At 66.1% G+C, this 10,103-nt stretch carries 7 protein-coding genes and 1 pseudogene; 2 read left to right on the top strand and 6 right to left on the bottom strand.

From position 1 onward, the window contains the following. Window positions 1–16: 16 nt before the first annotated feature. Window positions 17–154, bottom strand: a complete 138-nt coding sequence (locus WD341_RS16995) for a hypothetical protein (protein ID WP_368426674.1) — start codon at window positions 152–154, stop codon at window positions 17–19. Between the two features lie 576 nt (window positions 155–730). Between WD341_RS16995 and WD341_RS16990 the strand changes: the two genes are divergently transcribed. Next, window positions 731–1,384 carry a peroxiredoxin gene (locus WD341_RS16990; protein WP_368426673.1) on the top strand — a complete coding sequence of 218 codons (654 nt, stop codon included), beginning with the start codon at window positions 731–733 and terminating at the stop codon, window positions 1,382–1,384. Window positions 1,385–1,453: 69 nt separating this feature from the next. Here WD341_RS16990 and WD341_RS16985 read toward each other — a convergent pair whose 3' ends face one another. The 5 genes and pseudogenes from WD341_RS16985 to WD341_RS16965 all read right to left on the bottom strand — a co-directional run bounded on the left by WD341_RS16985 (window position 1,454) and on the right by WD341_RS16965 (window position 8,638). After that, window positions 1,454–1,705 (bottom strand): hypothetical protein, encoded by a 252-nt coding sequence (locus WD341_RS16985; RefSeq protein ID WP_368426672.1) that lies wholly within the window; start codon window positions 1,703–1,705, stop codon window positions 1,454–1,456. A gap of 382 nt (window positions 1,706–2,087) precedes the next feature. Further along, the gene (locus WD341_RS16980) at window positions 2,088–3,551 is read right to left on the bottom strand and encodes a sensor histidine kinase (protein ID WP_368426671.1); all 1,464 of its coding nucleotides are present in this window, start codon (window positions 3,549–3,551) and stop codon (window positions 2,088–2,090) included. 244 nt (window positions 3,552–3,795) lie between these two features. Further along, window positions 3,796–3,984: pseudogene (locus WD341_RS16975) on the bottom strand (transposase); the annotation flags it as partial. Between the two features lie 295 nt (window positions 3,985–4,279). Continuing rightward, window positions 4,280–4,981, bottom strand: a complete 702-nt coding sequence (locus WD341_RS16970) for a ZIP family metal transporter (RefSeq protein ID WP_368426670.1) — start codon at window positions 4,979–4,981, stop codon at window positions 4,280–4,282. Between the two features lie 336 nt (window positions 4,982–5,317). Further along, entirely contained in the window at window positions 5,318–8,638 is a 3,321-nt protein-coding gene (locus WD341_RS16965; protein ID WP_368426669.1) for a PAS domain-containing protein, read from the bottom strand. A 203-nt stretch (window positions 8,639–8,841) separates the two neighbouring features. On the opposite strand from WD341_RS16965, the gene WD341_RS16960 reads away from it, so the two are divergent. Further along, complete coding sequence (locus tag WD341_RS16960) at window positions 8,842–10,074, top strand: ABC transporter substrate-binding protein (RefSeq protein ID WP_368426668.1); 1,233 nt, start codon at window positions 8,842–8,844, stop codon at window positions 10,072–10,074. Window positions 10,075–10,103 lie beyond the last annotated feature (29 nt).

Raw genomic sequence — 10,103 nt, 5'->3', positions numbered from 1 at the left:
GCGGACTCTGACTCCGCTAGTCCTGGTTCGAATCCAGGTCCCCCAGCCAAATCTCGTTCTTCGGGGAAATGCTGCTGTTGCCCGCCCCAGCTCGGGCGGCGACGGCGGCTGTTTGCGCCATCAGATCAAAGGGTTGGCGGAAGGTGGCGATCACCTCACCGTCCTCTAGGAGCAGTTCGAAAGCACAAAGCCCGCATTTCCCATATGAACTTCGCCGCTGGACCTTCTGAGGGCTGATTCTATTATCGGTATCATAGGGTTAGGTCAGATGGAGGGTAGCTCGGATGCGGAACCCGGAGGGTGAATCGGATCGGCAGCCTTTGCGACCCGTTTTCGACCGCCGTTTGAAGCTGGACTTCCACGGATCGCGAGTCACCTCCGGCTCAGACCACAGCCCGCGCCGACATGACCAACGGTCTCGCGCTGATGATACCCAATGACAGGACGAGTGCGTCCGCTACATGGCATGAACGGCAAAAACCGGATTCGGCGACGACCAATCGGCAGGCAATCCCTTGGTATCCGCATGGCCGTCGTTGCAAAACGATGTCGGGTTGCCCGTCGAGCGATTATGAGTCACGATTAACTGTGCTGGAGGGGCCCATATGGGGAATCCCGGCTTACAATGGGCCCGTCGCTTGAACACCTAAGAACAACGTCGATTGCCACCGTGCGGATGGCAAATCCCACGGGACTCACAGGCGTGAGTCCTTACCGAAGGACGAAAGAAATGAGCCTGCGCATCAACGATACTATCCCCGACCTCACGGTCGAGACGGATCAGGGCAGCGTTTCCCTGCATAAGTGGATTGGTGGTGACTGGGCGATCTTGTTCTCACATCCCAAAGACTTTACCCCGGTTTGCACCACTGAGTTCGGCGCGGTGGCGAAACTGTCGGCGGAATGGAAAAAGCGTGGCACCAAGGTGATGGGTATTTCGGTCGACAGCGCCGAGGATCACAAGAGGTGGAAAAAGGACATCGAAGCGGCGGGCGGTGCCAAGCCCGATTTTCCAATCATCGCCGATGAAGACCTCACGGTCGCCAAGGCGTTCGACATGCTGCCGGCCGAAGCGTATCTGTCCGACGGTCGCACGCCCGCCGACAGCGCGACGGTGCGCGCGGTGTTTATCGTCGGGCCGGACAAGAAGCTCAAATTGTCGATGACCTATCCCATGACCGTCGGCCGCAATTTCGCCGAAGTTTTGCGGGCGCTGGATGCCTTGCAGACCTCGGCCAAGAACGCGGTGGCGACTCCGGCTGACTGGAAACCGGGCGACGACATCATCATCCCCACAAGCGTGAGCGATGCCGACGCCAAGGCTAAGTATGGCGACTTTAAAACGGTGCTGCCGTACCTGCGTAAGGCCAAGCTGCCGAATTAGGCCGGCGAGCCGCCGGACCCTTCGGTTACCTGCGCTGGTAATCGCGTGGACCAGATTTGCGAGCGCGGACTAAACAGCGAGACGGCGGCTCTTCGGAGCCGCCGTTTTCGCGTGATCTTGTGGATCAAAAAGCGGCGTTTTGGCGATCCACGTTGAAACCAAGACATCCTGACCGGGTTTCAATTGACGACCGGCGACGGCATGCGCCAATTCAGGAATATCGCCTAAGTTGAGCAGGCGGCGCTTTTCGCGGAAGGGTTGGCGTTCGAACAGCGCCTGTGAACTCCGGGCGAGTTCGAGAATCCGCTCAGCCTCGTCCATGTAGGATTGCTGCTTCCTGATGCCGCTCGATGTCCCGGAGGCAGCGGGTGCTCCTCGCGCCACTGCCCGGTCATCTTGTCGAAGAAGTCCCCGCCAATCTTGCCGTCGAGTTTGTCGATGTACATGGCGTCGACCCGGTCTTGGAGACGGCCATATTCTCAACAATCTTCCGGGACCGAACACGCGACTTTGAACCCGGCATCTAGTTGTGGAAACGCGCCACACGCGCTCATGACCCCAGCGAGAACACGAGAGAAGCCTCGTCAGCCGCCCGATAAGCATTATTGTTGCATTCGGCCGGCGTTCCGATCACGACGCCCTCACGTGATCTCGAACCCGCACATCTGATGCGAGAACCGCGGAAGGGGGCCGGAACTGGCGATCATTGTTGCCGGCGCCTGATCAAGTCCCTGTTCTTGTTTCGTGCATTGTTACTATCAAGCGCCAAGCTCTCGGACAGAGCGCTGAGCGGCAGATCGATGCGGCACCTTAGTCCTTCGGGATTGTAGTCCATTTCTGTATCGGCGCCGAGCCGACCCTTAAGCGAGCGTTCAATGACGGTGCTCCCGAACCCTTTGCGCGTCGGCGGCGACACCGGAGGCCCGCCTCGTTCGGTCCACTCGAGGATCAAATGCTCCTCCCCGCCGTGTGCATCAATGTGCCAGCGGATTTCGAGGCGTCCTTCAGGGGTGCTTAGCGCGCCGTATTTTGCCGCATTGGTCACCAGCTCGTGGAATACAAGTCCAAGCGCAGTCGCGGAATTTGGCGACAGCATTACCTGCGGACCTTGAATGACCAGGGCATCAGTGTCCGAAACCGTATACGGTCGTAGTTCGCTGCGGAGAAGGTCATCCAAATCAGTCGCGTTCCACCCGCCTTCCATTAGCAGCTTGTGCCGCTGCGAAACCGCGGACAGGCGATTCTGAATGTCTCGCTTGAACGCATCCACGGTTGGACTGTGGGACGCGCTGAGCGTGACAAGCGATCTGATCACGGCCATTTCGTTGGTCATTCGGTGGTTGAGCTCTCTCATGAGCAGCTGGCGCTGCTCTTCGGCCTGCCAGCGGCTTGTCACGTCGAAATTCACGCCGATCATCCGTTCCGGCTCGCCGTTTTCATTGCAGTGCACCGCACCCACACCGGCGATCCACCTCTCGCCGTGATCGCTCTGAACGCGAAATTCGTGCTCGTAGTCAACACCTGTTTCGATCGCGCGCGACATCGCGCTGTGCAGATCGGTCAGGTCGTCGGGATGGATCCGGTCGAACACATTGTTTGCCGACAGGTGACCGGTTTCGGGCAACCCCAAGAAGTGTCTTGAAGTTGCGTCCATTTCCTGATCATTTGTCTTTAGGTCCCATTCCCAAATGCCCATGCGACCGCTCTGCAGCGCCGTCCGCATCCGCCGCTCACTTTTTTCCAGCGCCTCGCGTTGCACAGACAGTTTCTGTTCGAGGCACCTGCGCTCGGTCACATCACGAACCACCGCGGTCAGGATCGTGCGGTCGCGCACACGTTGCCGCGATAGTGAGACGTCCAGTGGTATTTCTTCGCCATTCTTGCGCAGCCCAGTGACTTCGAGGCGTTCGCCCATCAGCCGGTGTTCCGTTCCGGTCTCGCTGGCGAACCCCGTAAATTCGGCGCGATGACCATCGCGGAACCGCTCGGGGATCAGAATACCGAGGGACTGGTGCAGAACTTCTTTGGAAGAATACCCGAACATGCGTTCGGCCGCAGGGCTGAAGTGTAATATACGCCCTTGCGCGTCCGTGCTGATTATGCCATCGGCAATGATCGCGAGCAATTCCGCGGCTGTAAGGGCGAATTCCGCATTTCCCTCGGCCATTTGTCACCCCCTGATCTGAGATTCCCCAAGTGGCCCCTCCCCATCGATTGAGTGTGACTCGGCACCGCTCGACGCGCAATGCGCTGGTGCATGGCGTCCGGCCGTGAGCGGTTGTGACCGGCGAAGGGCCAGTGGGCCACGCGAAACGGGCGGATTGCTGGCATTCCGGACGCACTGATCCTGTCGGCGGGTCGGTAGCGTGAGGTCCCGTCGACCATGCCGGTGCTGTCGACGGTCTGAACCGGTCGATGCGGCGCAGGATTTCAGCGAACAGGTCGCGCGGGACCGCGACCTCAGCCATCTGGAAGATGACGTAGCGCCCGTGGCGGACGATCTTCGCGCCGATCTTGACGAGTTTGTCGCGCAGCGACCGCTGCTCAACGGCGTCGGGCAACGCCAAAGTGCGCATGAAGTTGCCAAGGTTGAACCGAAGCTGGCCGAGCATGGCGGTGAACTGCTGTTCCAGAACCTCCTCGCGCACACACTTGCGGCGGCAGGAGGCGGGCTCGCCCCGGCATCTGTCCGCGTAGCCGGTGCAGTGGTAGCGATGGTCATGGCTCCTGTCTCCGTTTTCTGTTTGGCGGTCACTGCACACTCGATTCGGCGCGCGCGTGAACTATCCACTAAACCGTGACCAACATGCCGAGGTGCGCAAGAGCAGCTTCGCTCACCGTCTGGTGTTCTCGCGGACTTCCGACGGCGGAAGAAGCGTTTCGACCACGGCCTATTCAGCGCAACAGCATTTGCCCCAGGAGGCCCAGCATGAAACCTGCAACCGCGCCGAGCGCCGGCGCCCATCTCCGCGCAAGATGCGCCTGCGGGGCTATGTCCTCGAAGGTCAGGTAGAGAATTCCACCAGCTGCAAAAAGCAGCATCGCGCCCAGTGCAACGCTCGTCTCGCGCAGATAGCTGAATCCGAACCATGCCGCGAGCGGTCCGAGCAGCACAATCGCGCAAAATCCGACAAGTATCTGTCCCGAGGTTAGCGCGTCGCGCGCCCGAAGCTCCAGATAGGCGTTGAACCCTTCCGGCAAGTTCTGCAAGGCAATCAACCCGGCCAGCAGCAATCCCGCCTGCAACTCCGCTGCCAGCATTGCGCCAAGCGCAAGCGATTCCGGAACGAAGTCCAACAGCATGGCCATGAGTTGTGCGATGCCGCCGCCCCGCCGCTCGATCATGCGATCAATCAGAAAGAACGCGATCCCTCCCGCGCCGAAGGCGGCCAGCGCCGACCATGCTGACAGATAGCGTTGGCCTTCCGGTACCAGCACCAGCGCAACGGCTGCCATCAGTGCGCCGCCGCCGAAGGCAATGACCCCGTGACGCAGTTCGCGTTCCAGCCACAAGGGACGAATGCGCTCTATTCGAGCCAGAAGTCCGCCCAGCGGTATGAAGGCGCCTGCCAGCGTCGCGTAGAGCATCGCGGTCATCAAGTCGCTCGTGGTGACACTCCCCCCGCACGCAATTGCGATCGCAACTCCGGCCTCTTGAATGGCACCGGCTGGAACGAAGTCTACGCTGCACGGCGTGGGCAAATAAAACAAGGGGATTATCCCCGTGCTTCAGGGGATTACCCCCTTGGCTCCAACCCATCTTGGGCGAATCGATTCGGGTGCGCATTACGCGGCGCGGCGGAGATCGCGAATGTCCTCAAGAACGCGCCGAAACTCCGACTCCGGAGCAATGCACATGGTTTGAGACGTTTTCAGGAACGGCAACCAACCCTTCCGATTTCTGCCTGCCCTGCCGCCCGATTCCGTGCGCCCCTACCCCTCCCCCGCCTCCGTCAGGCGGGCGACCGCGGCGACGAGCTCGGCCTGGAGGAAGGGCTTGGCCAGGCGCGGCAGGTCGGGGATGTCGTCGGCGTCGGCGTAGCCGGAGACGATCAGCACCGGCAGGCCGGGGTGGCGGTGGCGCGCGAGCCGGGCGAGCTCGGCGCCGGAGCGGCCCGGCATCAGGTGGTCGGTGACCAGGAGGTCGACCTCGAGGCCTTGGTCGAACAGCCGGAGGGCCTCCTCGGCCGAGCGCGCCTCGACGACCTCGTAGCCGGCGTCGTCCAGCATGGCCGCGGCGCTTTGGCGCACCAGCGCCTCGTCGTCGACCAGCAGCAGGCGGCCGCGCGCGCGCGGCGCCGGCGCGGCCTGCTCGTCCGCCTCGGCGGCCGGCGCGGCGGCGTCGGCGCGCGGCAGCCACAGCTCGACGTTGGTGCCGAGGCCGGGCCGGCTGGTCAGGGTGAGCGCGCCGCCGAGCTGCGCCATCAGGCCGTGGACCATCGACAGGCCGAGCCCGGTGCCCTTGCCGATGCCCTTGGTCGAGAAGAAGGGCTCGATGGCCCGCGCCAGGGTGGCGGCGTCCATGCCGGCGCCGGTGTCGGCGACCGAGAGGTGGAGGTAGGCGCCGGGGGGCAGCTTCGAGCGGTGCCCGGCGCCGACCTGCTCGGCGCCGGCCGAGATGCGCAGCGTGCCGCCGTCGGCCATGGCGTCGCGCGCGTTCACCGCCAGGTTCAGGATCGCCATCTCGAGCTGGTTGGCGTCGGCCAGGGCGGGCGGCAGGTCCTCGGCGACCTCGACCGCGACCTTGATCTGCGGCCCGGTGGTGCTGGCGACGAGCTCGGCCATGCCGGCGACCAGGCCGGCGAGGTCGACCGGGGCGGCCTGGAGCGGCTGCCGGCGCGCGAAGGCCAGCAGGCGCTGCACCAGGGTCCTGGCGCGGTCCGCCGACTGCAGCGCCGCCGCGACCAGCCGCTCCTCGCGCTCGCCACGGAGGCCGCGGCGCCTCAGCATGTCCAGGCTGCCGATGATCGGCGTCAGCAGGTTGTTGAAGTCGTGAGCGACGCCGCCGGTCAGCTGGCCCATGGCCTCGAGCTTCTGGGTCTGGCGCAGGACCTCCTCGGCGTGGCGCCGCTCGGTGATGTCGAGCGCCTCGGGGACCAGGGCGACGATCGCGCCGTCCTCGCCGCGCAGCGGCCGCATCGTGAAGTCGAACCAGCGCCGGCCGGTCGGCAGTTCGACGAGCAGCTCCCGACGCAAGGTCGCGCCCCGGGCGACCGCCGAGACCGCGGCGCGGACCCGCTCGGACAGTCCCGGCGTGGCGGCGATCCAGGGCGTCTCCCACAACGGCCTGCCGACGACCTCCTCGAGCCGGCAGCCGATGCCCGCGAGCGAGGCGGCGTTGGCGTCCTGGAGCGTGCCGTCGGGGGCGAGCAGGCCCTGGTACTGGTAGCCGCTCTCGAAGATCGCGCGCAGGCGCGCCTCGGAGCGGCGCAGGGCCTCGGCGGCCTCCCGGGCCTTGGTGACGTCGCGGCCGACGCCGGTCAAGCGCCGGCCGCCGGGCTCCGGCGAGAGCGTCCAGGCGATCCAGCGCCAGGAGCCGTCGGCGGCGAGCAGCCGGTCCTCGAAGTGGACCGGCCGGCCGCTCGTGCGCATCGCGCCCAGGGCGGCCTTGACGGCCTCCCGATCGTCCGGGTGGATGAAGGAGTCGTAGCGGCGGGTCAGCAAGGTCTGCTGCTCGTGGCCAAGCACGCGGGTCCAGGAGGGACTGAGACGCAGCAGGCGCCCCTCGTAGTCGGCCACGACCAGCAGGTCCTCGCTGAGTTCCCACAGGCGGTCGCGCTCCGCCGTCCGCTGTTCGACCTTGCGCTCCAGCGAAACGGCAAGGTCGCGCAGCTCGCCCTCCGCCCGCCGCCGCTCGACCGCCGTGCGGGTCCGCTCGCCGACCTCGCGGACGAAGTCGAGCTCCACTTCCGACCACTCTCGGGGAGAGGCGTGGTTGAGATAGAAGAGGGCGACGAAGCCGCCCTGCTCGGTGAGTGGCAGGTTCACCAGGGCCCCGACGCCGATCGCCGCCAGGGCGTCGGCGTTCGCGGCGGTGCGGGGGTCTTTCCCGGCGTCCGCGACGACCACTGTCTCGCCGCGCTTGAGGTCGTCGATGTAGGAGCCGTAGTCCCGGAAGTTGTGCACCCCCGCGACACTGTCGATGCCGGGCGCGTTCCAGTCCCGCTCGATGGCGATCGTCTCGGCGACCGGATCGATCGTGCCGTACCCGGCCCGGCTGACCTCCAGCGCGCGGCCCAGGAGCTCGGCCGCAGCGAAGGAGATGTCCGCCGGGTCGTCGAGGTCCCGGAAGCGGTCGCCGAGCTCGACCAGCAGGGCCTGCCGCCGCTCGTTGGCGCGCAGCGCCTCCTGGGCGAGATAGGTTTCGGTGACGTCGTGGCCCTCGACGAAGATGCCCGTGACCCTGCCGTTCTCTTCGACGATCGGCTCGTATATGAAGTCCAGGAGGCGGCGCTCGGGCGCGGCGTCGCCGGAGCGCCTCAGGCGAATCGGCACGCCGAGGGCTTTGTAGCGCTCGCCCGTCGCGTAGACCCGGTCGAGCAGCTCGAAGAAGCCCTGGCCCTCGACCTCCGGCAGGGCCTCGCGCGGCGTTCGGCCGACCAGCTCCCGGCGGCCGACGAGGCGCGCGTAGGCCGCGTTGACGAACTCGAAGTGGTGCTCAGGCCCCCTGAGGATGGCGATGAAGCCGGGCGCGCCCTCGAACAGCCGCTGCTGTCGCTCGGCGGCGGCGGCGGCCCGCTGCCGCGCGAGCACGTTCGCCGTGGTCTCGCTGCAGACGACGAGCACGCCGCCGACCCCGTTCGGCGCCGCTGCCTCGTCGATCGGGCTGAAGCTGTAGGTCCAGTAGACGTCCTCGCGCCGGCCGTGTCGGGTGATCGGCACCAGCTGGTCCTCGTGCCAGGTCGCGCCCCGACCCGCCCTCACCTGCTCGATCTGGGGACCGATGATGTTCCAGATCTCGTCCCAGACCTCGCGCGCCGGCCGGCCGAGCGAGCCCGGGTGGCGCTCGGGGCCGATCGACTGGCGGTAAGCGTCGTTGTAGAGGCAGGCGCCGTCCTCGCCCCACCAGATGTACATGGGGTGCCCGGTGTTGAGCAGCAGCCGCACCGCGGTCCGCAGCGACTGCGGCCAGGCGGCGGGGGGGCCGAGCGAGGAGCGCGACCAGTCGTGCGCCCGCATCAGGGCGCCCATCTCGCCGCCGCCGTGCAGGAAATCGGCAGCCTCCTGCGGCGCTCCTCGTTCGTCGTGGGTCAAGGCGGCTCCTGTCGTCGTCCCCCGCGGGCTTGTACCGGCGACCCGCTCCTGGTCCAACGCCGGGAGCGGAGGGACGTTTCGCGAGCGGACGGCCTTCCGCCCCTTTCGCGCCGCAGTTGACTACGGGCCGGCGTTGCGAAAAGCTTTCTTAATCGAACGAAGCCGCCGGCAGAGCGGCCTGACCCAACGGGAGGAATCACGTCATGAACAGCTCCACCAGATCCGCCGTGCTGGCGGTTTCGGCGCTCGCCTTCGCGGCGACGCTCGGCCAGGCCGCGCCGGCCGCGGCCCAGGACGAGGTGCCGGTCGGCATCCTGCTGCCGCTTTCCGGCTCGGTCGCGCCGATCGGCATCAACAACCGCCGCGGCCACGAGCTGGCGGTCGAGGAGATCAACGCCGACGGCGGCATCAAGGCGCTGGGCGGCGCCAAGCTGGTGCTGATCGACGGCGACACCCAGGGCAACCCGAACGTCGGCATCTCGGAGGTCGAGAAGCTCGCCCGCCGCGACGTCGTGGCGATCATGGGCGCCTACCAATCGGGCGTGACCTTCCCGACCACCCAGATGGCCGAGCGGCTCGGCGTCCCCTACATCGATCCGGTGGCGATCGCCGATTCGATCACCGAGGGCCGCGGCTTCAAGTACACCTTCAAGATCGCACCCAAGGCTTCCTGGTACGCCCGCGACCAGGTCCGCTTCCTGGTGGAGACCAGCGAGGCGGCCGGCGAGCCGGCGAAGTCGGTGGTGCTGATGCACGAGGACACGCTGTTCGGCACCTCCACCGCCGAGGGCCAGGTCGCCGCGGCCAAGGAATTCGGCCTGGAGGTGCTGGACAGCATCTCCTACCCCAAGGACACCGCGGACATCACCTCGACCATCGCGCGGGTCAAGGACCTCGATCCCGACGCCGTCCTGCTGGTCTCCTACATCAACGACGCGGTGCTGATCACCAAGACGATGAAGGAGCTCGACGTCAACATCCCGATCATCGGCACTTCGGCCGGCCACATCGACCCGGCCTACATCGACAACCTGGGCAAGGACGCCGACCTGACCTTCACGGTCGGCGAGTGGAACGCCGACATCGACAAGGCCGGCGTCGCCGAGATCTCGGCGCGCTTCCACGAAAAGTTCGGCGTCGCGATGAACGGCCACGCGGCGGAGACCTACATGGCGACCATGGCGCTGCGCGACGCCCTGGAGCGGGCCGGCACCACGGACCGGGCGGCGCTGCGCGACGCCCTTGCCGAGACCGAGATCTGCGGCGACGCCAACATCCTGCCCTACGACTGCATCCGCTTCGACGAGAGCGGCCAGTCGCCGGACGCGCAGATGGTCGTGCTGCAGATCCTCGACGGCGAGCACAAGACGGTCTGGCCGCCGGCCGTGGCGGCGACCGAAACGGTCTGGCCGGTGCCGGACTGGAGCGCGCGCTGACGCAGACCGGGCGCGCGCCTTTCCGGGCG

It is taken from the genome of Tistlia sp. (genome assembly GCF_040905785.1).
Classification (GTDB): domain Bacteria; phylum Pseudomonadota; class Alphaproteobacteria; order Kiloniellales; family DSM-21159; genus Tistlia.
Note: the sequence above shows the minus strand (reverse complement) of the source record. Positions and strands in the feature narration are given on the sequence as shown.

Bases quoted from the DNA above. Each gene is read 5' to 3' on its own strand.
- WD341_RS16990 (WP_368426673.1), top strand. From the start codon at position 731: ATGAGCCTGCGCATCAACGATACTATCCCCGACCTCACGGTCGAGACG.
- WD341_RS16985 (WP_368426672.1), bottom strand. From the start codon at position 1,705: ATGGACGAGGCTGAGCGGATTCTCGAACTCGCCCGGAGTTCACAGGCG.
- WD341_RS16980 (WP_368426671.1), bottom strand. From the start codon at position 3,551: ATGGCCGAGGGAAATGCGGAATTCGCCCTTACAGCCGCGGAATTGCTC.
- WD341_RS16970 (WP_368426670.1), bottom strand. From the start codon at position 4,981: ATGACCGCGATGCTCTACGCGACGCTGGCAGGCGCCTTCATACCGCTG.
- WD341_RS16960 (WP_368426668.1), top strand. From the start codon at position 8,842: ATGAACAGCTCCACCAGATCCGCCGTGCTGGCGGTTTCGGCGCTCGCC.